The 20,026-nt window shown below is 70.6% G+C and carries 23 protein-coding genes and 1 pseudogene; 12 read left to right on the forward strand and 12 right to left on the reverse strand.

Features of this window, described 5'->3' with window-relative positions; translation table 11 throughout:
* Positions 1–12: 12 nt before the first annotated feature.
* From ITJ57_RS00125 to ITJ57_RS19210, 3 genes are all read left to right on the forward strand, one after another.
* On the forward strand, positions 13–1,611 hold the full coding sequence (locus tag ITJ57_RS00125; protein WP_194668316.1) for a chromosome partitioning protein ParA: 1,599 nt from the start codon (positions 13–15) through the stop codon (positions 1,609–1,611).
* 34 nt (positions 1,612–1,645) lie between these two features.
* The gene (locus ITJ57_RS00130) at positions 1,646–2,482 is read left to right on the forward strand and encodes a helix-turn-helix transcriptional regulator (RefSeq protein WP_194668317.1); all 837 of its coding nucleotides are present in this window, start codon (positions 1,646–1,648) and stop codon (positions 2,480–2,482) included.
* 114 nt (positions 2,483–2,596) lie between these two features.
* The gene (locus ITJ57_RS19210; protein ID WP_370582088.1) at positions 2,597–3,166 is read left to right on the forward strand and encodes a hypothetical protein; all 570 of its coding nucleotides are present in this window, start codon (positions 2,597–2,599) and stop codon (positions 3,164–3,166) included.
* Between the two features lie 38 nt (positions 3,167–3,204).
* Here ITJ57_RS19210 and ITJ57_RS00135 read toward each other — a convergent pair.
* Positions 3,205–4,131: pseudogene (locus tag ITJ57_RS00135) on the reverse strand (helix-turn-helix transcriptional regulator); the annotation flags it as partial.
* Between the two features lie 81 nt (positions 4,132–4,212).
* Between ITJ57_RS00135 and ITJ57_RS00140 the strand changes: the two are divergent.
* From ITJ57_RS00140 to ITJ57_RS00160, 5 genes are all read left to right on the forward strand, one after another.
* Complete coding sequence (locus tag ITJ57_RS00140; RefSeq protein ID WP_194668319.1) at positions 4,213–4,773, forward strand: hypothetical protein; 561 nt, start codon at positions 4,213–4,215, stop codon at positions 4,771–4,773.
* 116 nt (positions 4,774–4,889) lie between these two features.
* Entirely contained in the window at positions 4,890–6,107 is a 1,218-nt protein-coding gene (locus ITJ57_RS00145; protein WP_194668320.1) for a cupin domain-containing protein, read from the forward strand.
* Positions 6,108–6,203: 96 nt separating this feature from the next.
* A complete protein-coding gene (locus ITJ57_RS00150; RefSeq protein ID WP_194668321.1) occupies positions 6,204–7,118 on the forward strand; it encodes a CdaR family transcriptional regulator in 915 nt (304 codons plus the stop codon).
* On the forward strand, positions 7,115–8,200 hold the full coding sequence (locus ITJ57_RS00155) for a Dyp-type peroxidase (protein WP_194668322.1): 1,086 nt from the start codon (positions 7,115–7,117) through the stop codon (positions 8,198–8,200). The genes ITJ57_RS00150 and ITJ57_RS00155 overlap by 4 nt, the downstream gene beginning before the upstream one ends.
* Entirely contained in the window at positions 8,197–8,997 is an 801-nt protein-coding gene (locus tag ITJ57_RS00160) for a family 1 encapsulin nanocompartment shell protein (RefSeq protein ID WP_194668323.1), read from the forward strand. Before ITJ57_RS00155 ends, ITJ57_RS00160 begins: the two co-directional genes overlap by 4 nt.
* On the opposite strand, the gene ITJ57_RS00165 is transcribed toward ITJ57_RS00160, so the two are convergent.
* Positions 8,994–10,088, reverse strand: coding sequence for a GlxA family transcriptional regulator (locus ITJ57_RS00165; protein ID WP_194668324.1), 1,095 nt, complete (start codon positions 10,086–10,088; stop codon positions 8,994–8,996). The two genes, ITJ57_RS00160 and ITJ57_RS00165, sit on opposite strands and share 4 nt — an antisense overlap.
* Before the next feature lie 171 nt (positions 10,089–10,259).
* Between ITJ57_RS00165 and ITJ57_RS00170 the strand changes: the two genes are divergently transcribed.
* On the forward strand, positions 10,260–11,075 hold the full coding sequence (locus ITJ57_RS00170; RefSeq protein ID WP_228506395.1) for an SDR family NAD(P)-dependent oxidoreductase: 816 nt from the start codon (positions 10,260–10,262) through the stop codon (positions 11,073–11,075).
* A 31-nt stretch (positions 11,076–11,106) separates the two neighbouring features.
* Positions 11,107–12,327 (forward strand): MFS transporter, encoded by a 1,221-nt coding sequence (locus ITJ57_RS00175; protein ID WP_194668325.1) that lies wholly within the window; start codon positions 11,107–11,109, stop codon positions 12,325–12,327.
* 46 nt (positions 12,328–12,373) lie between these two features.
* On the opposite strand, the gene ITJ57_RS00180 is transcribed toward ITJ57_RS00175, so the two are convergent.
* The 6 genes from ITJ57_RS00180 to ITJ57_RS00205 all read right to left on the reverse strand — a co-directional run bounded on the left by ITJ57_RS00180 (position 12,374) and on the right by ITJ57_RS00205 (position 15,634).
* Entirely contained in the window at positions 12,374–13,633 is a 1,260-nt protein-coding gene (locus ITJ57_RS00180) for an FAD-dependent oxidoreductase (RefSeq protein ID WP_194668326.1), read from the reverse strand.
* Entirely contained in the window at positions 13,630–13,983 is a 354-nt protein-coding gene (locus tag ITJ57_RS00185) for a UBP-type zinc finger domain-containing protein (protein WP_194668327.1), read from the reverse strand. The genes ITJ57_RS00180 and ITJ57_RS00185 overlap by 4 nt, the downstream gene beginning before the upstream one ends.
* Positions 13,984–14,105: 122 nt before the next feature.
* Entirely contained in the window at positions 14,106–14,432 is a 327-nt protein-coding gene (locus ITJ57_RS00190; protein ID WP_194668328.1) for a transcriptional regulator, read from the reverse strand.
* On the reverse strand, positions 14,425–14,868 hold the full coding sequence (locus tag ITJ57_RS00195; protein ID WP_194668329.1) for a hypothetical protein: 444 nt from the start codon (positions 14,866–14,868) through the stop codon (positions 14,425–14,427). The genes ITJ57_RS00190 and ITJ57_RS00195 overlap by 8 nt, the downstream gene beginning before the upstream one ends.
* An 87-nt stretch (positions 14,869–14,955) precedes the next feature.
* A complete protein-coding gene (locus tag ITJ57_RS00200; RefSeq protein WP_194668330.1) occupies positions 14,956–15,213 on the reverse strand; it encodes a hypothetical protein in 258 nt (85 codons plus the stop codon).
* 106 nt (positions 15,214–15,319) lie between these two features.
* Positions 15,320–15,634 carry a helix-turn-helix transcriptional regulator gene (locus ITJ57_RS00205; protein ID WP_194668331.1) on the reverse strand — a complete coding sequence of 105 codons (315 nt, stop codon included), beginning with the start codon at positions 15,632–15,634 and terminating at the stop codon, positions 15,320–15,322.
* A gap of 85 nt (positions 15,635–15,719) precedes the next feature.
* On the opposite strand from ITJ57_RS00205, the gene ITJ57_RS00210 reads away from it, so the two are divergent.
* Positions 15,720–16,769 (forward strand): SDR family oxidoreductase, encoded by a 1,050-nt coding sequence (locus ITJ57_RS00210; protein ID WP_194668332.1) that lies wholly within the window; start codon positions 15,720–15,722, stop codon positions 16,767–16,769.
* On the opposite strand, the gene ITJ57_RS19570 is transcribed toward ITJ57_RS00210, so the two are convergent.
* The 3 genes from ITJ57_RS19570 to ITJ57_RS00220 form a co-directional block, all read right to left on the reverse strand.
* A complete protein-coding gene (locus ITJ57_RS19570) occupies positions 16,759–16,887 on the reverse strand; it encodes a hypothetical protein (RefSeq protein ID WP_255515286.1) in 129 nt (42 codons plus the stop codon). The genes ITJ57_RS00210 and ITJ57_RS19570 overlap by 11 nt on opposite strands.
* A 36-nt stretch (positions 16,888–16,923) precedes the next feature.
* Positions 16,924–17,724, reverse strand: coding sequence for a class A beta-lactamase (gene bla / locus ITJ57_RS00215; protein WP_370582089.1), 801 nt, complete (start codon positions 17,722–17,724; stop codon positions 16,924–16,926).
* Between the two features lie 134 nt (positions 17,725–17,858).
* A complete protein-coding gene (locus ITJ57_RS00220; protein WP_194668334.1) occupies positions 17,859–18,266 on the reverse strand; it encodes an SRPBCC family protein in 408 nt (135 codons plus the stop codon).
* Between the two features lie 312 nt (positions 18,267–18,578).
* Between ITJ57_RS00220 and ITJ57_RS00225 the strand changes: the two genes are divergently transcribed.
* Complete coding sequence (locus tag ITJ57_RS00225) at positions 18,579–19,424, forward strand: S41 family peptidase (RefSeq protein ID WP_194668335.1); 846 nt, start codon at positions 18,579–18,581, stop codon at positions 19,422–19,424.
* A 66-nt stretch (positions 19,425–19,490) separates the two neighbouring features.
* Here ITJ57_RS00225 and ITJ57_RS00230 read toward each other — a convergent pair whose 3' ends face one another.
* On the reverse strand, positions 19,491–19,958 hold the full coding sequence (locus ITJ57_RS00230) for a lipoprotein (protein WP_194668336.1): 468 nt from the start codon (positions 19,956–19,958) through the stop codon (positions 19,491–19,493).
* Positions 19,959–20,026: the final 68 nt, after the last annotated feature.

Consider the following 20,026-nt stretch of genomic DNA (forward strand, 5'->3'; position numbering starts at 1 on the left):
AAGGAGCTGAGCATGATCGACAAGACCTCCATACAGGACTTCCCGCCGATGACGGCCTCGCTGCTGGCGGACAACTCCGGCGTGTTCCGGGTGGGCACCGCCGAGCGATACCTCTCCGCCACCGACGCTGGAACGGCCCGCCGCCAGCTCGTCGAACTGATGCAGGCCGAGGCCAGGACGTCCGGTCGGCCGATCCGGGTGACCGTGACCGATCCCACGAGTGTCACCGTGCTCCTGGTCGGCGTCGACGGCGAACTGCAGGAGGAGCCGCAGTCGGTGGCACCGGCTCGGGGCGGCACACCTGCGGCGCCCGCACCACCCATGGCGAGTCGTCGGGTGACGCTGATCCAGGCTCCGCCCGGGGTGCCCCCGCAGGCCGGACCGGCGACGACGACGCCACCGGCGCAGCCCACCCCGCCCCAGCGGCCAGCCGTGCAGCAGCAACGGCTCGACGCCCCGCCGTTCCAGCCGATGCCGAGCCAGCCCAGCGCGTCACAGCCCAGCGCGTCACAGCCCAGCGCGCCGCAGCCGAGCCCGCCGCAGCCGATGTCGGCGCAGCGCTCCGTCCCCACGCAGCAGGCCGCGCCGACCACGCCCACCCAGCGCCAGCCGGCCCCCGCGCCGCAGGCGCCGCAGCACCAGCCGCCCGTCGCCCCGCAGCAGCCCACGGGCGTGCAGGCGCCAGCGCCCGCCGCCCGCCGGGACCTGCGCGACGCACCGTCCTTCCTCGCCCCGCCGACCATCGGTCCGGCCCAGCACGGACTCGCCGGCCTGCTCAACAAGCTCGGGTTCTCCATGCCGCCGTCCGCGAACGAGCGCGCCGAACGCGACGACGTCAACGCCGTCTCGCGCCACTTCCCGAGGCGGCGCACCATCTCCGTCGCGAACCAGAAGGGCGGGGCCAACAAGACGCCCACCGTCGTCAACCTGTCATCGGTGTTCGCCCGCTACGGCGGTGGCGGTGTCGCCGCCTGGGACAACAACGAGACGATGGGCACGCTCGGCTGGCGGACCGAGCACGGCGGACACGACTCGACGGTGCTCGACCTCCTCGCCGCGGCCGGGGACCTCCTCTCCCCCGGTGCGGAGCGCGCCGACCTGTCCCGCTTCGTGCACCACCAGCCCGGTGACAAGTACGAGGTCCTCCGTTCCGCGGCCGACGGCGAACACGTCGTCACCGCCGACGAGGTCGACCTCGTCCACCGCGTCCTCGCCAAGTACTACCGCTTGATCGTCATGGACTCGGGCAACTCCGCCGGCGCCCCCAACTGGCGGCGCATGGTGGAACTCACCGACCAGCTCGTCATCCCGACCACGACCGTCGAGGACAAGAAGGAGGGCGCTCGGCTCACCCTGACCGCCGTGAGCCGGGTGAGCGAGCGGGGTGCGGAACTCGCGCGCAACGCCGTCGTCATCGTCTCCGAGGCCGAGGCGAAGGACACCTCCATCGCCAACGCGTACGCCGAGGACTTCCGTCCCTACGTCCGCGACGTCGTCGTCGTCCCGTTCGACCCTGCCTTGAAGAACGGGGTCATCCGCCACGACGCCCTCCGGTCGAACACCCAGCGCGCCTGGCTCGCCGCGGCCGCCGCCGTGTCCCGCGGACTCTGACCGGCCGCCCGGACCCCGTGCAGGAGCGGACGACGTGATCACCCGGGCAGTGGCCCTCGGCCGATACCTCACCACTCGACGGGGCCTGGTCCGGCCGGAAGACGCCGGCCTCCCCCGTGAGGACGGCCGACGGGTGAGCGGCCTCCGGCGTACCGAGGTGGCCGCGCTCGCCGACGTCAGCGCCGACTACTACCTCCGCCTCGAGCAGGGCCGGGACCAGCGCCCGTCGGAAGCCGTGCTGGCGGGCATCGGGCGCGCCCTCCAGTTGGACGAGCACGCCATGGACTACCTCTTCCGACTCGCCTACGACGTCGACCTCTTCCCGGCCGAGCACCTGCCGTCGGAGTCGCACCCGCCCGCGTCCGCCGAGCGGCCGGTGCCCGACACGACACTGCTCGACCACTGGTCCGACACAGGTGCCTACATCACCGACGGCAACCGTGACATCGTCGCGTCCAACGCCCTGGCCCGGCACGTGGGCGGCGGCCTCCTCGACGTCGGGCAGAACGACGTGCTCGGGTACTTCGACGACCGCATCCGTGCCGTCGCGCCGGAGTGGGAGGCGTACGCCCCGAACGTGGTCGCAGCGCTCCGCTACACCAGCGATCCGAGCAGCCCGCGCCTGCAGGAGATCGTCGAAGAATTGACGCGCCGCAGTCCCCTGTTCACCCGCCTCTGGGCGCGGCACGACGCCCGGCCGCTCGCGGGCGCTCCGCTCCGGGCCTCGATCGACGACTTCGGCACCGTCGAACTGCAGTACCAGCACCTCGTCGTCCCCGACTGGCCCGGTCATCAGCTGACGACGATCTTCGCCGAGCCGGGGACGCCGGGTTCTGCGGTGCTCGCCTACCTCGCCGTCCGAGCCGACTGACCGCAGCCGCCGGTGGACCGCCACCGGCCGGCCCGCCGAGAGCGCGTCAGACCGCGACGGAACCGTGTCCTCCGGGGGCTGGTCGACGGTGACGCCAAGGCCTACCGTTGACCCATGATCGCGAACGAGGGCGTCCGAGCACGCCGGGACCGGGTCAGGGACTTCATCGCCTCCTGGCGCGAGGTGCCCGTCGTGCTGTGCGACCGCACCCTCGACGTCATCGAGGCCAACCCTGCCGCGTCACGCCTGTCGCCCGCGTTCCAAGCCGGCGTCAACCTGGCCCGCTTCGCCTTCCTCTCGCCAGACCGCGTGGCCGAGGACGCCGTCTGGGACCGTATGTCCGCGACGACGGCGGTGCTCCTCAAGCGCTCGGTCGACGAACACGACACCGATCGGGCGTCGGCACGGATCGTCGGCGAGCTCTCGGCGATGTCGCGTGACTTCGCCCGGACCTGGGCCACGTCGGAGCAGACGGTCGAGACCTCCGGGCCCATCCACTTCCCGACACCGGTCGGCGACATCCGGATGGTCTACAACGTGCTGAGTGCCCCAGGCCCGGAGGGCGACCTCCTGATGGTGTTCGTCCCGTCCGGGCCGGCCGCGCGAGCGGCGTTGCGGCGACTCTCCGCGGACGTCAGCGGAGACGACGCGGTCTCGCCGAGCGATCCGGTGTCGGCCCCCTGAGCCGCCTCACCGGCGGCGAGGTAGGCGATGGCCGCCGCAGCCGCTGAACCGCGCTCACCGAAGAACACCGTGAGGAACTGGTCGGTCTGGGGGACCTCGAAGGTCTGCGACCGGAAGTCGACCCAGCCGAGCGGCTCGATGAACGTGCGCGTCCGCTTCGACGTCTGCGGTTTGACGAGGTGCTCGGCCCAGATGGTCCGGAACACCGGATGCCTCGCCGACAACATGCCGACGATCTCCTGCAGGCGCGGATCGTCCGGACGGCCGTAGTAGCGCAGCGGGGCGGTGAGGTCGCGGAGCGTCCCCTCCCACTCCTGGTGGATGCGGTCGTACTCCGGCGCTTCGGGCGCGGTGCTCGCCCGGAAGTCGGCGTACTGCTCGAACGCGGACACGAGCAGGTTGACCCCGGGGTCGAGCATGCCTGCGGGAACCCACGCCCGGGCGAGCGGGTTCGCCGCGAGGACGTACTGGTTGCTGTCGCTCACGTACGCCGGCGTGGCCGACCAGTGCGTGAGCAACCGTGCCACCCGTTCGTCCACCTTGAACGCGCGCTCGTCGACCGCTCGGATGAACGGCCTCGGACTGACGAGGCGGAGCAGGTACCGCCGTCCGTTGTCGTCGAGCAGCAACGCCCTGGCGAGACCCAGCAGCACCTGTTCGGAGGGCCGATGCACGCGCCCCTGCTCGATCCGTAGGTAGTACTCCGGACTGATGCTGGCGAGGTGGGCGACCTCCTCGCGACGCAACCCGGGCACCCGACGGCTGGCTCCGCCCCGGATCCCGACCTGTTCGGGCTGCACGACCTCGCGGCGAGCGCGCAGGAACTCGCCGAGCGCATTCGACAACCGAGCTGAGGGCATCACCACGTCCGTCTGAGAGAGCATATGGAGTCGAAGCCCATCATCGCCGATCCCGGGCCGACCGATGGATCCGTTCCCGGTCCGTTCTGGGCTGTTTCTGGACATGTCCGGACGTTCTCAGCCGTGTCGCGATCGTGGCCCTGCGCGTCCCACCCGGGTTCCGCGGACCGTCACTATCGTGGTCGCATGGCTGGGCCCGAACCGTCCGAACAGCTCCCGCGGGACCTGGTGGACCTCGTCGACGCCTGGTCCGCGGTTCCGGCGTTCGTCCACGATCGGCACTTCACCGTGCTCCATGCGAACCGGCTCGCGCGGTCGCTGTCGGTGGCGTTCCGTCCGGGGGCCAACCTGCTGCGATCGACTTTCCTCCGACCGGAGGTCCTCCGGGCGAGCCCGGAGCCCGAGCTCGTCACCGACCACGTCGTCGGCGCGCTCCGCAGCTCGCTCGGCACGCATGAGTGGGATGACGTCTTCGAGCGCCTCGTGGATGAGCTCCGCGCCGGCAACCGAGGGTTCGCGCAGGCCTGGGTCGACCTCGATCCCGGGGCCGAACCGGGCGCCACGGAGACGTTCACCTTCGTCCTCGCCGAAGTGGGTCCACTCGAACTGCGGTACCTGCAACTCCAGGTCCCCGACCACTTCGGTCTGAGTCTGGTCATCTGGCGGGCATGCGACGAGGACTCCGAAGCCCTGCTGGCGCGCCTCGCCGAGCGGGTGTCGGACGAGGCCCCGCCGGACGAGGACTGATCCGTCCGGAACCCGTGTCGGACGAGGTTCCGACGTCCGCAGGAAGCCGGCTCCGCCGCCTGCTGGTCTGCTGGAGGGCATCGGCCCCGCGCCGCGGCAGTATGAGGAGGATCACCATGGATTCGACGGACGCCACCGTCCCCCACCACGACGCCCCACGGTTGGGCAACCCGGACCTTCCGGCGGAGGGCGAGGAGAACACCCTCCTCCATCCGCAGAGCACGCGGATGACCGGACCGCAGAACCCGGCCATCGCGAGTCAGTTCCCGAACCAGATCGACGCGCCCGGCACCGACATCAGCACGCAGGCGTTCTTCTGGTCGTCCTTCAACATCTCGCCCCGTCGCGTGCAGGACGGCGGTTGGGCGCGCGAGGTGACGAAGCAGGACTTCGCGATCTCCGACGAGATCGCCGGCGTCAACATGTACCTCGAGGCCGGCGGCATCCGCGAGCTCCACTGGCACCAGACGGCGGAGTGGGCCGTCATGACCCGGGGGAAGTGCCGGGTGACCACGCTGAGCCGATCCGGGCTGCCGAGCGTGGAGGACGTCGAGGAGGGCGACCTCTGGTTCTTCCCCGCGGGCACGCCGCACTCCCTGCAGGGCCTCGGGCCCGACGGCGCCGAGTTCGTGCTCGCCTTCGACGACGGCGAGCAGTCGGAGTCGAACACCCTGCTCCTCACGGACTGGTTCGCGCACACGCCCCCGGACGTCCTGTCCAAGAACTTCGGGGTCGCACAGGAGACCTTCTCGGACATCCCGCTGCACAACCTGTGGATCTTCCCCGGTGACGAGCCTGGCCCGCTCGCGAAGGACCAGGAGGACGCCGGCGTCGAGTGGGGCGCCTCCGAACCGATCATCTTCCGCCTCTCCCGGTCGAAACCCCTCCACCGCAACAGCGGCGGCAGCATCCAGATCGGCGACAGCACCAACTTCCCGCTGTCGCAGTCCGTCGCCGCCGCGCTGGTCACCGTCGAGCCGGGCTCGATGCGTGAGCTGCACTGGCACCCCAACGCCGACGAGTGGCAGTACTACCTGCGTGGATCCGCCCGCATGACCGTCTTCAACACCGGCCCGCACGCGAACACGACCGACTTCCGACCCGGCGACATCGGCGTCGTGAAGAAGAACCTCGGGCACTACGTCGAGAACACCGGCGACGACGTCCTCCAGTTCCTCGAGGTGTTCCGCACCGACCGGTACGAGGAGGTCTCGCTCGCGAACTGGTTGGCGCACGTCCCGCCGTCGCTCGTCGCCGCGCACCTGAACATCGACGCGGCGACCCTGGCGACCTTCCCGAGGGAGGCGCAGGGCATCACGCCACTCCGGCCCTGAGCCGCAGGGTGGTTCTCGGCGGGCCACGCTCGCCGGCGCCCACCGCCCTAGCTTGAGCGGGACGGCACTCGTCACCAGCCGCGCGGAGGGGCACCGATGAACAGCGAACGCAGCACGAGCGACACCATGGACAGCGCCTGGTCCGTCCCCGACGACCGGGCCTTCGTCCTCGGCGACCTGCTCTGCGACCACCGCGACCGGCGGCGGCGCGCCCTGCACACTGCTCGAACCCGACGCTGGCTCGACGCCTACGGCGACGTCGTCGTGCGCTCCGTCCTGCTCTCCGCGACGAGCATCCAACAGCGCGACGAGTTCGCCCGCGCGCTCCGACATGGCGGCCGGGACCACACGATCGTGCTCGAGCAGCTCGGCGAGTTCGTCCTGGTGACCTCGGAACGCCGGGCGCCGGAGACCGTCGCCGACTGGATCGGCTCCGTCGTCCCGACGGGGGTCCGGGTGTCCGCGATCGGGTCCGCCTCCCTGCACGCCGACGAGGACGATCTGCTGCGCGCGGTCGACGAGGCGCGCACGGCGGCCGACATCGTGGGGCAGGTCGGGCAGGCGGTCGGTTCGACCCGCGCCGAGGAGCTCGGCGGTTGGCGGTTGCTGCACGCGATCGAGGCGGACCCCTCGCTCATCTCCGCGGTGTCTCCGGCCGCGGACGAGTTGCGGCACGCCGACCCCGTCCGCCTGGAGACCGTCGAGACCTACCTCGACGCCGGCTGCAACGTCGTCGCCGCCTGCGAGCGCCTGCACATCCACCGCACGACGCTCTACTACCGCCTGGACACGATGCCGGAGGTCGTGCGGGAGGCACTCGCCGACGGCTGGAAACGGAGCACGCTGCACCTGACGCTGAAGCTGCTGCGCCTGTGGGACGACCGGACGCCGGCGTCCGGTCGCCCGTCCGCCCGGTCCGGGACCCGGCGAGCGGGGGACACCCGGCGGGCGATCGCCCCGGTCCGGCAGCTGCATCCGCGCACCGCCGGTGCCGAAGAGGTGCCGGGATGACGAGTTCCTCTCGCCGGGTCCCGATCGAGCCGCAGGCCGTCGACGCACCGCTCAGCGGGACGGCCGTGTTCCTCGTGCTGACCGTGAGCGACGCGGTGGGTGCCGTGGACACCGTCCGCAGCACCCTGGCGAGCGTCGCAGACGTGCTCAAGAACGTCGCCTTCCGAGACCTCGACGCCGCCCTGTCGTGCACCGTCGGGATCGGGGCACGGGTTTGGGGCGAACTCACCCGAGGTCCACTGCCCAGCGAACTCCACGTGTTCCCGACGGTCGTCGGTGACCGGCACACCGCGCCGTCGACGCCCGGAGACGTGCTGCTCCACATCCGAGCCGCGCGAAGAGACCTCTGCTTCGAGTTCGAGCGGCAGCTCCTCGACCTGTTCGGCGACGCCGTCGAGGTCGTGGACGAGACCGTCGGCTTCCGGTCCTTCGACGTGCGGGACCTGCTCGGGTTCGTCGACGGCACCGCGAACCCCGTCGGACAGGACCTCCCCGACGCGACGCTCGTCGGCGACGAGGATCCCGCGTTCGCGGGCGGCAGCTACGTCGTCGTGCAGAAGTACACGCACCCCTTGGACCGGTGGCGTGCGCTCACGACCGAGCAGCAGGAGGCGATCATCGGCCGTACGAAGGCCGAGAACATCGAGCTCGACGACGCCGAGAGCGGCCAGAAGTCGCACAAGACCCTGTCGACGATCGTGGTCGACGGCACCGAACACGACATCCTCCGAGACAACATGCCGTTCGGCAGCCCGGCCCACGGCGAGTTCGGCACGTACTTCATCGGGTACGCCCGACGGCTCTGGGTGATCGAGCGGATGCTGCAGCGCATGTTCATCGGTGATCCTCCCGGCCTGCACGACCGGCTCCTCGACTTCTCGACCGCGGAGACCGGTTCGGTGTTCTTCGCACCGAGCGCCGCGTTCCTCGAGGCGATGGGCGACGATCCGGACCCGGCCGCGCCCGACGCCCCGACCACCGTGCCCACGACCGCGACCACCCCCGCGACGCCGACGGCCCCGGCCGACGGCTCACTCGGCCTCGGGTCGCTCCGCCCGGCCGACGAAAGGACGACGTCATGAACCACCTCTTCCGCCACCTCGCCCCGATCACGGAGGAGACCTGGCAGATGCTCGACGACGAGGCGCGCACGAGACTGACCCCGGTCCTCGGTGGTCGGCGCGTCGTCGACTTCGCCGGGCCGCTCGGCTGGGAGCACTCGAGCACCGACGTCGGGCGCGTCGGCGCGGTCGTCGACGCCCCGCTCGACGGGGTGATCGCCCGCCGGCGCACCGTCCTCCCGCTGACCGAGGTGCGTGCCGACTTCGTCCTCTCCCGTGGCGAACTCGACAGCGCCGCCCGAGGCGCGCTCGACGTGGACCTCTCGCCGCTCGACGACGCCGTCACGAGCCTCTCGACCGTCGAGAACACGGCGATCCTCGCCGAGTGGCCTGCGGCGGGGTACACGGGGGTCTCGGCGGCCTCGCCGCACCAGCCGTTGCCGCGCGAGGACGATCCCGCCCGCTTCGCCCAGGTGGTCGCGGCGGCCGTGGAGACGCTCGCCCGCGCCAGGATCGGCGGCCCCTACGCGCTGGCCCTGGACACGCCCGGCTGGGTGTCCGTCGCGGGTGGGAACGACACCGGTGGCGCACGACTCTCGTCCCACCTGGAGTCGATCCTCGGCGGCGGGATCGTCTGGACGCCGGGCATCGAGGGGGCCGTCGTCATCAGCCGCCGCGGCGGCGACTTCCTCTTCGAGTCCGGTCAGGACATCGCCCTCGGGTATGCGGCGCACACCGCGGACTCGGTCAGTCTCTACCTCGAGGAGTCGTTCAGCTTCCGGGTCGTGACCCCGGAAGCGGCCATCGTGATCCGCTAGAGCGGCGAGCGCTGGAGCGGCGGACCGGCTCCGGCTGCCGTGCCGGCCTGGTGTCCCTGCGACGGGAGGGACGTCTCCACCGCTCCGGCCCCGGTCGTCCGGAACCGCCGCTGGTACTCCGAGGGCGTCGTGTTGTAGCGGGCGGCGAACGCACGACGGAATGCGATGGGGCTGGCGTACCCGGCGGCCGCCGCCACCTCGCCCACCGTGTCGCCCGCCTCCAGCATTCCGAGCGCGACGTCGAGCCGGAGCGATCCCACGTACTGGATCGGGGTCATGCCGAGCTCGTCCCGGATGACCCGGTTGAGATGGCGGACGCCGACGTTCGCGTGGGCGGCGATGTCGGCCAGCGACCCCGCTCGGGTCGGGTCGCCGTGGATGTAGTCGGCGACGGCCTTCGCGATCGAGGTCCGCGCCGGCTTCGCCCGGACGGAGGCGGAGAACTGCGACTGTCCACCGGAACGCCGCATGTAGACGAGCAACAGCTGGGCGATGGACCGGGCGACGTCCGCACCGTGGTCCTCCTCCACGATCGCGAGCGCGAGGTCGATCCCGGCGGCGACCCCGGCGGAGGAGTAGGTGTCGCCGTCGCGGACGAAGATCGAGTCGGGTCGCACGTCGATCGACGGGTAGGCGGCCGCCAGGGCGCCGGTGAACTTCCAGTGGGTCGTCGCCGACTTGCCGTCGAGGAGTCCCGTGACCGCGAGGGCGAAGGCGCCGCTGCAGATCGACGCCACCCGGTCGGCGCGCGACGCGAGGAGCCGGACCGCGTCCTGCACCTCGTCCGGTCGGTACACCTGCGGTGCCGACTCGCTCCCGGGGACGATCACGAGGTCGAGCGGTCCGCTGTCGGCAGCGGCTGCGTCCACCCCGACGCGCAGGCCCATGGAGGTGACGACGTCGCGTCCGTCGTGGGAGAAGAACCGGACGTCGTAGCCGTCGACGCGCTGATTCGCCTCGGTGAACACCTCCGCCGGTCCGACGAAATCGAGCGTCTTCACCTGGTCGAACAGGAAGACCCCGACCCGGCGCCGTCGTGGAGGCGTACCGAGCCCGTCCCGTGGTCGGGGCACCTGCTGGGGCGGGCTCATCCCCTCATCCTGCCCGACGATCCCCGGCACGACCACCACCGGTTTCGACGTCTGTCGAAGACCTCGGCGACGAACGTCCGATGACGGCCCTCCGATCGCGGCGTACGCTCGGACCGGCAGGTCCGCGACCCGGGCTGCCGACCACCGTCACGACGCCCAAGGAGCTCTCCCATGCGACTCGAACGCGCAGGATCCATCCCCCTCGACCTGACGGGCCGCACCGCGCTCGTGACCGGTTCGACGAGCGGCATCGGCTACGCGATCGCGGCACGACTCGTGGAGGCCGGTGCGGACGTCATCATCAACGGGCGCGACGCCGACCGGCTCGAAGCGGCCGTCCTGTCGCTCGACGAGGAGTCGGTCGAGTCGGTCCGCGGGATCACCGCCGATGCGAGCACCTCCGAGGGTGCCGAGCAACTCGTCGCCGAGGCCGGCCACGTCGACATCCTCGTCAACAACCTGGGGATCTTCGAAGCGGTGCCGCCGCTCGACATCACCGACGAACAGTGGCGGTCGATGCTCGAGGTCAACGTGCTGGCTGCCGCACGCCTCACCCGGCTCCTGCTCCCCGGCATGTCCGCCCGCGGTTGGGGTCGCGTGATCAACATCGCCAGCGACTCGGCCGTGGTCATCCCCGAGGAGATGATCCACTACGGCGTGTCCAAGACCGCGCTGCTCGCCGTGAGCCGCGGCTTCGCGAAAGCGGCGGCCGGCACCGGGGTGACGGTCAACTCGGTGATCGCGGGCCCGACGCACACGCCCGGCGTCGAGACCTTCGTGCGGCAGCTCGTCGGCGACGAACTCGCCTGGGACGACGCCCAGCGCGAGTTCATGCGGCTGCACCGTCCGCAGTCGCTCATCGGACGGCTCCTCGAACCGATCGAGATCGCCAACCTCGTCGTCTACCTGTCGTCGCCCCTCGCCTCGGGGACCACCGGCGGCGCCCTCCGCGTCGACGGCGGTTACGTCGACTCGATCCTCCCGTGACCACCACGACGGTCGAGAGCCTGGCGACCCGATGACGACCTCCTCCGTCCCGACCGCATCCCGCCTCTCGCACGGCGCCGGATTCTGGATCGTCGCGACCACCTTCCTCCTCGTGATGGCGTACTCGACCGTCCCGACCCCGTTGTACGCGCTGTATCAGGCGAAGGACGGCTTCCCCGTCTCGACCATCACGGTCATCTTCGCCGCGTACGCCGTGGGGGTCGTCTTCAGTCTGTTCTTCGTGGGCCACATCAGCGACTGGGTCGGACGACGGCGCATGCTGCTCATCGCGATCCTCATCTCCGCCCTCTCGGCCGTGCTGTTCCTCCTGTGGAACAGCGTGGAGGGGCTGATCGTCGCCCGCGTGGTCAACGGTGTCAGCATCGGCGTCCTCACCGCGACCGCGACGGCGCACCTCGGCGAGCTGCGAGCAGTGGCCAAACCGGACGAGAACGCGGTGGTCGCCGCGTCCGTTGCCGGGGCCAGCAACCTGGGAGGCCTGGCGCTCGGTCCGCTCATCGGTGGTCTCTTCGCCGAGTTCCTCCCGAACCCGCTGATCCTCCCCCACGCCGTGTTCCTGGTCGCACTCATCGTCGCGGGGATCGTGATCGCCGCCGTCCCGGAGACCGTCGAGCAGAGCGAGCCGAAGCGACGGTATCGACCGCAGCGGCTCGCGGTGCCGGCGTCCTCCCGGGGAGCCTTCATCGCGGCCGGCTTCGGGGCCTTCGCCGGCTTCGCGCTGCTCGGCCTGTTCACCTCGCTCGCGCCCACCATCCTCATCGGCACCTTCGACGAACCGGACCACCTCCTCGCCGGAGCGACGACGTTCTCCGTGTTCGGAGCGGCGGCCGTCGGACAGGTGCTCCTCGCTCGACTGCCCTTGCAGCGCCAGCTCCTCATCGCGACCGTCAGCTGCGGCATCGGTCTCGCCGCGGTCGCCGCCGGCGCGGTGCTCCCGCAGCTGGGCGTCTTCATCGTCGGCGGGATCATCGCCGGTCTCGGCGTCGGCGTCCTGTTCAAGTCGGCCATCGCCACGGCCGCGTCCCTCGCCGACCCGGCCCGTCGCGGCGAGACCCTGTCGCTCGTCTTCCTCATCGCCTACTGCGGGCTCGCGCTCCCGGTGCTCGCCATCGGGTTCGCGCTGACCTTCGCGCCCGAGATCGAGGTGCTCCTCATCTTCGTCTCGCTCGTCCTCGTGACGACGGTGCTCGCCGGCGTCGCGATGACGCGGCGGGCGGCCCGGCGGGCCTGACGACCCGGAGCGGCCACCGGGGTCCCGGCCTTGCGTCTACCCGCGCCTACCCGTACGTCTCGGCCAGATAGCGGTGGGTGAGCGAGACCGCCATGGCGCCCTCGCCGACCGCGGAGGCGACGCGCTTGATCGAGTTGGCACGGACGTCCCCCGCGGCGAACACCCCGGGTTGGTTCGTCTCCAGGTGCATCGGCTGACGCGCGAGCGGCCACCGGGTGAGGTGCTCCGGTAGGAGGTCTCCGCCGGTCAGCAGGAAGCCACGGCTGTCGAGCGCCACCGCCGAGTCCTCCGCCCAGGCGGTGTTGGGCCGACCGCCGATGCAGATGAACAGGCGCGCGGCCGGCACCTCGGTGGTCGTCCCCGCGGACTCGACGGTGAGCGCGCGGAGACGGTCGTCGCCGTGGAGCGCCGTGACCCTGGTGTCGACGAGGATCTCGACGTTCGGAGCCGCGAGCAGGCGACGGAGGAGGTAGGTCGACATGGTCGACGACAGCGACGGACCACGGACGAGGACCGTGACCCGCTCGGCGTGCGCCGCGAGGTTCATCGCCGCCTGGCCCGCCGAGTTCGCGCCCCCGACGATGTAGACGTGCTCACCGACGCAGGACGACGCCTCGCTCGTGCCGGCGCCGTAGAACACCCCGGAGCCCTCGAGCTCGTCCTCGAGCGGCAGTCCCAACCGACGCCACTGCACCCCGGTGGCGCAGATGACCGCTCGCGCCGAGAGGTGGGAGCCGTCTGCCAACTCGGCCTGCATGTGGTGGTCGCCGAAACTGCGGCTGAGGCTGTGCCGCATGACGAGGAGTTCGGCGCCGAACGCGATCGCCTGTCGGCGCGCTTGTTCGGCGAGCGCGGCCCCGGAGATACCGTGCGCGAACCCGAGGTAGTTCTCGATGAGGCTGCTCGAACCGGCCTGCCCACCGACCGCGTCGCGTTCGACGACGGCGACGTCGAGGCCCTCGGACGCCGCATAGACGGCTGCGGAGAGCCCGGCCGGGCCCGCGCCGTAGACCAGGACGTCGTACTCGCTGCGCTTCGGGCGTTTGATCCAGCCGAAGTGCTCCGCGATCTGCGCCGGGGTCGGATCGGCGAGCCGGGTGCCGTCCGGGAAGACGACGAGCGGGAGGCTGGTCTCCGTCAACCCGGCGCCGAGCTGGTCGCGGCAGTCCTCCTCCGTCTCGATGAGGACCGTCTCGAACGGGACACCGCTCCGCGTGAGGTAGTCACGGATCGCGAACGCCTCGCGCCCGAACGACCGCTCGAACACGAGCAACGGCGCCGTCGCCACCTCACCCACGGCGGTCATGAACCGAGCAGACGTTCCCAGTCGGCAGGCACCCGCTCGCGCGGGCCGGGGACCGTCTGCGACCGCGGGTGGCTGAGCGGGGGCGCGAGCGTGGGACCGGCGAACGACTCCTCCGTGCCGTAGTCGTAGAACCAGTCCTCGCCCGGTTCGTAGCTGCGGATCACCCGGTGGCCGGTCGCGGTCGCGTGCTTCGTGGCGTGCTTGTTCAAGGAGTCGTCGCAGCACCCGATGTGGCCGCAGAACGTGCAGCGGCGCAAGTGCAGCCACCAGCTGTCGGTCGCCTCGCACTCGACGCAGCCGGGGCCGGACGCCGCGACGTCCGGCTTGATGAACTGCTCGACATCGTCCATGGTGGATCCCTTCCTCGTCTCGTCGTCCGACGACGTGGACCCACCGTACGTCGGCCGGGATGGACTGGCCTTCGACGGGCGTCGGAAGTCCGCAGGAGCGCCGGACCGGCGGTGCGTCAGCGTCAGCGCCGGGCGCGCTCGACGATGGCGGCGAGGGCGTCGAGATAGGACTCGAAAGCGACCCGGCCCTCGGCGGTGAGGGCAATGCGGCGACCGCGTCGGTCGGTGTCGCTCTTCCCCACCTCGACCACCCCGGCCTCGGCGAGCACCGAGAGGTGCTTCGAGAGCGCCGACTTGCTGACGCCGGTGATGCGCAGCAGCGAGGCGAAATCGGAGTACTCGGCGGGCGCGAGCGCCGACAGCAGGGCGAGGCGGGCGGGCTCGTGGAAGAGCGGGTTCAGCGCTGGACGGCTGACGTCGGCGTCTTCGGCTCGGTCGTCCTCAGGCATCGCGCGACCCCAAGCGTCCGCCGCGCGTCGCGGAGCCGTTCGCGAGCCGCGCCAGCGCGGGCAGGCAGGCGGCGAACACGACCACGGCTGCGACGACCGCCGACACCGTGTTGGGTACGGGGACGCCTGCGGATCGGGCGATCCACTGGGTGACGACGTAGACCACGGCGACCGCCACACCGCTCGCGGTGAGCAGCAGGACGCCGGTCCGGTCCGACCAGTCGAGACGGAGTCGCACCGGCCGCGCGAGGGACATCGCGACGAACCCGATGGCGACGAGTCCGAGCAGCCAGACCATGTCGAGGTCGACGACGACCCCGAGCGCGATGATGAGCACCGCGGTGAGGATGGCGGTGGTGAGTGCTCCTTGGCGGGCGGAGCGGCGTGAGGCGTCTCGCGCCTGGTTCAAGCGGTCCTGTGCGTCTTCATGATCCATGATCGACCTCCAGTCGTTGCGTCTGAAGAAACTATCACAGCGTTTCCCCAAAGGAAACAACCGACTGCGAGGTCGCGGCGGCCCGGGTCAGAGCGCCGGGAGCTTCGCGAGCGCCTCGTCAGCCTTCGTCTCCCTGATGCCCAGGTCGTCGACGAGCAGTCGCCGCGCAGGCCCGGAGTCACCCCGGCGCAGAGCTTGGTACGCCGAATCCGCGGCAGGGCCAAGCGCCGGCGTCGGCGCCTTCGTCACGCCGAGCTGGTCGGCGAGTTCCTGGGCGGTGGTGACGCCGTACGCGTTGCTGATGGCGGTGGGCAGGCGGTAGCCGCCGAGTGCTCCGAGGTCCATGGGGTTCCTTTCGATGAGCCGGATCCCAGGAGCGTATGCGCGCGCACGAAGGCGCTCCGCACTCTTGCCCTCGGCCGACCATGGTGATACCTGCAGCCGGCTGCCGCTAGAGGTCGAGCGACAGCCGTCGGCCGAGCGCTTCGATCGCGGCCTCGTCGCGCTGATAGTGCGACCACTGGCCGATGCGGGTGCACGTCACCAGGCCGGCACGCTGGAGGGTCGCCATGAACTGCGAGGCAGTCGACTGAGAGACCTCCGCCCTCGCCTGGATGTGCTTGAGGCAGACACCCACCTCACTCGCCGGCCAATCCTGGGGCGGGAACGAGTCCGGGTCCTTCAGCCACCCGAGGATCGCGAGGCGCGTCGGATGCCCGAGCGCCTTGAACACCGCCACCAGGTCAGACTCGTCAGCGTTCACCATGACCCAAGTCTATCGCTATATCGCGATTCACCGATGTTGTGTGAGACTGTGCATCGGTAAATCACGATCTAACGATGGAGAAGACATGACCCAACACACTGCACTCGTCGTCGGCGCCCGCGGCGTCATCGGCGGGAACCTCATCGCCCACCTCGAGACGCTCGGATGGGACGTCATCGGTCTGTCGCGCCGCGGCGGAACGGACCGAGGTGCCGTCCGCCACATCGCCGTCGACCTGCTCGACCGCGACGCGACCATGCAGGCCCTCCGCGGCCTGACCGAGGTGACCCACGTCTTCTACGCCGCCTACCAGGACCGCCCGAGCTGGGCCGAACTCGTCGCCCCGAACCTCGCGATGCTCACGAACGTCGTCGACGCCGTCGAACCCGTCGCGACGCACCTCGAGCACATCAGCCTCATGCAGGGTTACAAGGTCTACGGCGCGCACCTCGGACCCTTCGCGACACCGGCGAAGGAGTCCGACCTGCCGCACATGCCACCCGAGTTCAACGTCGACCAGCAGCAGTTCCTCGAACGCCGGCGCGACGGGGCGAGCTGGTCCTGGTCAGCACTGCGCCCCTCGGTCGTCGCCGGGATCGGCCTGGGCAACCCCATGAACCTCGCCATGGTCATCGCCGTCTACGCCTCGATGAGCAAGGAACTCGGCATCCCGTTGCGGTTCCCCGGCCGACCCAGCGCCTACACGAGCCTCATCGAGATGACCGATGCGGACCTCCTCGCGAAGGCGACGGTGTGGGCGGCGACCACAGAAGATGCCCGAGACCAGGCGTTCAACATCACGAACGGCGACCTGTTCCGGTGGTCGTCGATGTGGCCGAAGATCGCCGCGTTCTTCGACCTCGAGGTCGCGCCACCATTGGAGATGCAGCTCGCCGAGGTCATGGCCGACAAGGAGTTGCTGTGGAATGCGATGGTCGACCGGCACGGGCTCGTCGCCACGCCCTATCGGGACGTGTCCTCATGGACGTTCGGGGACTTCGTGTTCTCGTGGGACTACGACGTCATCGCGGACACCTCGAAGTCCCGCCGAGCCGGGTTCCACGAGTACGTCGACACCGAGGCGATGTTCCTCGGCATCTTCCAGGAGCTGCGCGAGCAGCGGCTCATCCCCTAGCGGAGGACCCGTGATCACTCGCGCGGTGGGCCTGATGACGCTGGCTCCGCAACAGCCCCAGCGCCATGGGCATCGCGACGCCGAGGAAGCAGATGAGGGCGAGCACCGGTGTCGTCATGCGGGCATGATGCCCGACCGAGCTGGGAACGAGCGGTCAGGAGGCGAACGCGGAGAGCGCGGCCTTCGCGACCGCCGCGACGAGCGCGTCGTCATAGTCGGCCTCGGGGTCCAGCGTGGTGGTGAAGATCGACAGGATGATCGGCTCCCGACCCGGCGGACGGACGATCGCGACATCGTTTCGGATGCCGCCGGCGCCACCCGACTTGTCGGCCACCGGCCAGTCGGCGGGTGCACCGGCTCGGATCAGGGTGTCACCGGTCGCGTTCCCGCTCATCCAGCTGAGGAGCATCTCCTGGTCGGCGGGCTCCAGCACGGAACTGTCGATGAGCCGGGAGAGGTCGTCGGCGAACGCGGCGGGCGTGCTGGTGTCCTCGGTGCTGCCGGGCTCGATGACGTTGAGCGTCGGCTCCGCGTTGACGACCTCGATCGTCTCGTCACCGAGGGCGGCGAGCGCCGCGTCCAGTCCGCTCGGCCCGCCGATCCGGGCGAGGACGAGGTTGAGCGCCGTGTTGTCGCTCCGGCGGACCGCAGCTTCGGCGAGTTGTGACAGGGTGAGGCCGGTGTCGACGTGCTCGCTCGTCACCGGCGAGTAGCCGGCCGCCTCGACGTCCTCCGCCGACCAGGTGACGAGCTCCTCCCGCGCCGCGGCGGGCACCTCGTGCAGGAAGACGGCTGCGGCCAGCGCCTTGATCGTGGAGGCGTATCCGAAGCGCTCATCGGCTCGATAGGACAAGCGGGCTCCGGACCCCTTGTCGATCGCGCTGACCCCGACGCGTGCACCGAACTCGGCCTCCAGCGCTTGGAACTCCGCCGAGCGGTCGGGTGCGGGGATCACCGCGGGTGCCGACGACGACGGCGATGTCGCGCTCGGGCCGCTGGACGGCACCGGAGCGGAAGGGCTGCAGCCGACGACGCCGAGTAGGAGCGCTCCGGCCAGGGCTACGGTCCGAAGGTCGAACCGACGCCCGGTCATGAACGAGGACGATCGGTCCCGGTGATCTGCTGGTCGAGCCGCTCGAGGTCCTTCGCGACGAGCTCGATGTCGCGGGCGAACTCGTCGTCATCGAGCTCGATCTGGCGGACCGTGAAGACGACCTCCGCGCCGTCCGGGTGCGACAGGACCCGGACGGGGTTCGTGACCATCTTGCCAGTGGGGAGGGTGACGTCGTGGTCGAGCACACCGAACCGGTTTCGCTCGACGAACCGGACCTCCACGCGGCCCATCGGCGATTCGACGAACAGCGAGTCGCCCTCGCGCACCACTGCGGCCTGCGCGAGCCCGGCGGCCCAGCGCGGGAGGTTGTCCACGTCCGACGCGTAGTCGTAGACGGCTTCGGGCGATGCCGCTATGACCCGACTGACGTGGTGGCTTCTCATCGTGGCATCATGCCAGCCCTGACGGCCGGACCGCGATCCCGCCCGCGGATGACGTCCACGAGGCCGGATCGTCCTGCGGACGGACGCCTCGGACGGCAGCGGCTCGTAGCGTGGAAGCATGCCCCGAACCACCCGTGACGACACTCCCCTGCAGCAACCGACCGCGGCTCGGAGACGACGGCGGGGCCTCGTCGCCGGCGTCGTCACGGCATCGCTCCTCGTGGTGATCGTCGGCGGCGCCGTCGTCGCCGCGCCGCTCCTGCGGTCGTACGGGATCTACCTCGTCCCGCCGTCGCCGCAGACCTCGACGGCATGCGTCAGGGCATCGAGGCGACGCCCGAGCGGTACGCCACGGTCCGCGCGCGGGTGCTCTCCGCGGTCGCCGACGCCGACGCGTACACCGACACCTATGGGCCACTCGCTGCAGCAGCCTCCGAACTGGGCGGTCCCCACACGACGTTCGCTGATCCCGTTGCGGCGGCGGAGCAGTTCGGGCCGTCCTCGGGGCAGGAGGCGGACAACGAGCTCCCGACCGTCACCAGCACCGATGGCGTGACGACCATCCGCCTGCCGACCCTGATCGGCGGCGGGACGGGGCCGGACTCCTTCGGCCAGCGGTACGTCGACACGGTGACGACGGCCATCGCAGACGCGGCCTCCAGCACCACCGACTGGGTGGTCGACCTCCGCGACAACCACGGCGGCAACATCTGGCCGATGCTCGCGGCCGTCGCACCGCTGTTGGACGACGGCACGGTCGAGACCTTCGAAGCCGTCGACCGATCCACCGTGGTGTCGGTGGAGGGCGGCGCGGTCTCCACGGACGGCGCGCAGCAAGCCGCGGCGACGAGTCCGCAGCCGAAGGTGGACGGCCCCGTCGCCGTGCTGATCGACGGGATGACCGGCAGCTCCGCGGAAGCGGTAGCGATCGCGTTCATCGGCCAAGCGGACGTGCACGTGTTCGGGCAGCCGAGCTACGGTTTCAGTACCGCCAACCAGCCTCTGCGTCTGTACGACGGAGCGGTCGTGAACCTGACCGTCGCCGTCGACGCCGATCGCACCGGGAAACGGTACGGGGTCCCGATCCAGCCGGACACCGTCGTCGACGACGCGCAGCTGCCGACCGCGGTCGCCGACTGGCTTGCGGCGTTCCGCTGAGCGGCGACCACCCCGTCAGCGGAAGTCGCCCAGCTGCCGCTCGACGGGCGTGGTCGGACGCTCGGCTCAGCGACGCACACACGGACCGGATGCGGATATCACGATGACCGGCCCCCACTCGGGCGTTGTCGCGAACTCGCCAAGACGCATGTAGTAGCCGTTCTCGGAGAAGAACGAGACGGCGGTGGTGGCGTCCGAGGAGTTGTCGGCTGCGACTTTCTTCTCGACCCTCCACGCCGCTCGGTCGGCATACATCGCGGCAGCTTCGTCCAACCAGGCGTTCCGGTCGAAGTCCTCGGCGACGCTCACCGTGACGATGCCGTTGAACTCGACGGCACCGCCGTTGCATGCGATGTCGATCTCGTCCTCGCTCACCGTCGACGCTCCGTCCGGCAACGTCGCTTCGAACTCGTGACGCAGGGAGATCGCCGCCTCCTTGGCGGACTCGTAGCTGGGCCCTCGTTGGAACGCCCCACACCCCGCGAGGGACCCGACGAGGCAGATGGCGAGGAGGGTGCTGACGGCGCGGCGCATGGCGACCTTCATACCACGAAGGTCCGGCCCGGTGGACTCGCGAGGAACGTCCTCCAACCGCCGCCCCC

The organism is Plantibacter sp. VKM Ac-2880 (assembly GCF_015351235.1).
In the GTDB taxonomy this organism is placed as follows: Bacteria; Actinomycetota; Actinomycetes; order Actinomycetales; family Microbacteriaceae; genus Plantibacter.

Bases quoted from the DNA above. Each gene is read 5' to 3' on its own strand.
- ITJ57_RS00125 (WP_194668316.1), top strand. From the start codon at position 13: ATGATCGACAAGACCTCCATACAGGACTTCCCGCCGATGACGGCCTCG.
- ITJ57_RS00140 (WP_194668319.1), top strand. From the start codon at position 4,213: ATGGCTGGGCCCGAACCGTCCGAACAGCTCCCGCGGGACCTGGTGGAC.
- ITJ57_RS00220 (WP_194668334.1), bottom strand. From the start codon at position 18,266: ATGAGAAGCCACCACGTCAGTCGGGTCATAGCGGCATCGCCCGAAGCC.
- ITJ57_RS00210 (WP_194668332.1), top strand. From the start codon at position 15,720: ATGACCCAACACACTGCACTCGTCGTCGGCGCCCGCGGCGTCATCGGC.
- ITJ57_RS00205 (WP_194668331.1), bottom strand. From the start codon at position 15,634: ATGGTGAACGCTGACGAGTCTGACCTGGTGGCGGTGTTCAAGGCGCTC.
- ITJ57_RS00185 (WP_194668327.1), bottom strand. From the start codon at position 13,983: ATGGACGATGTCGAGCAGTTCATCAAGCCGGACGTCGCGGCGTCCGGC.
- ITJ57_RS00225 (WP_194668335.1), top strand. From the start codon at position 18,579: ATGCGTCAGGGCATCGAGGCGACGCCCGAGCGGTACGCCACGGTCCGC.
- ITJ57_RS00180 (WP_194668326.1), bottom strand. From the start codon at position 13,633: ATGACCGCCGTGGGTGAGGTGGCGACGGCGCCGTTGCTCGTGTTCGAG.
- ITJ57_RS00230 (WP_194668336.1), bottom strand. From the start codon at position 19,958: ATGCGCCGCGCCGTCAGCACCCTCCTCGCCATCTGCCTCGTCGGGTCC.
- ITJ57_RS00145 (WP_194668320.1), top strand. From the start codon at position 4,890: ATGGATTCGACGGACGCCACCGTCCCCCACCACGACGCCCCACGGTTG.
- ITJ57_RS00160 (WP_194668323.1), top strand. From the start codon at position 8,197: ATGAACCACCTCTTCCGCCACCTCGCCCCGATCACGGAGGAGACCTGG.
- ITJ57_RS19570 (WP_255515286.1), bottom strand. From the start codon at position 16,887: ATGACGACACCGGTGCTCGCCCTCATCTGCTTCCTCGGCGTCGCGATG.
- ITJ57_RS00175 (WP_194668325.1), top strand. From the start codon at position 11,107: ATGACGACCTCCTCCGTCCCGACCGCATCCCGCCTCTCGCACGGCGCC.
- ITJ57_RS00150 (WP_194668321.1), top strand. From the start codon at position 6,204: ATGAACAGCGAACGCAGCACGAGCGACACCATGGACAGCGCCTGGTCC.
- ITJ57_RS00195 (WP_194668329.1), bottom strand. From the start codon at position 14,868: ATGGATCATGAAGACGCACAGGACCGCTTGAACCAGGCGCGAGACGCC.
- ITJ57_RS00200 (WP_194668330.1), bottom strand. From the start codon at position 15,213: ATGGACCTCGGAGCACTCGGCGGCTACCGCCTGCCCACCGCCATCAGC.
- ITJ57_RS19210 (WP_370582088.1), top strand. From the start codon at position 2,597: ATGATCGCGAACGAGGGCGTCCGAGCACGCCGGGACCGGGTCAGGGAC.
- ITJ57_RS00165 (WP_194668324.1), bottom strand. From the start codon at position 10,088: ATGAGCCCGCCCCAGCAGGTGCCCCGACCACGGGACGGGCTCGGTACG.
- ITJ57_RS00155 (WP_194668322.1), top strand. From the start codon at position 7,115: ATGACGAGTTCCTCTCGCCGGGTCCCGATCGAGCCGCAGGCCGTCGAC.
- ITJ57_RS00170 (WP_228506395.1), top strand. From the start codon at position 10,260: ATGCGACTCGAACGCGCAGGATCCATCCCCCTCGACCTGACGGGCCGC.
- ITJ57_RS00190 (WP_194668328.1), bottom strand. From the start codon at position 14,432: ATGCCTGAGGACGACCGAGCCGAAGACGCCGACGTCAGCCGTCCAGCG.